This window comes from Pseudomonas sp. SIMBA_067 (assembly GCF_046534675.1).
Lineage (GTDB): Bacteria > Pseudomonadota > Gammaproteobacteria > Pseudomonadales > Pseudomonadaceae > Aquipseudomonas > Aquipseudomonas putida.
Genome location: NZ_JAWRYH010000991.1, coordinates 1 through 249 on the forward strand (window position 1 = coordinate 1; position 249 = coordinate 249).

The window sequence follows — 249 nt, forward strand, 5'->3', positions numbered from 1 at the left end:
CGACGACCCGGCGCAGCTGGATGTCATGCCGCTCAAGCGCAAGTCACTGTCGCTGCACTGGGAACTCATGTTCACGCGTTCTTTGTACAAGACCGAAGACATGATCAAGCAGCACCAACTGCTCGATCGCGTTGCGCAACTGGTCGACAGTGGTGTGCTCAAAACCACCCTCGGCGAGCACTACGGTACGATCAACGCCGAGCACCTCAAGCGCGCCCACGCCATGATCGAAAGTGGAAAAGCGCGCGG

At 59.0% G+C, this 249-nt stretch carries 1 protein-coding gene; it reads left to right on the forward strand.

All coding sequences use genetic code 11. The features are described from left to right. Nucleotides 1-249: zinc-binding dehydrogenase (locus SB765_RS32185; RefSeq protein ID WP_410932837.1), on the forward strand; the 249-nt coding region annotated here is incomplete at both ends.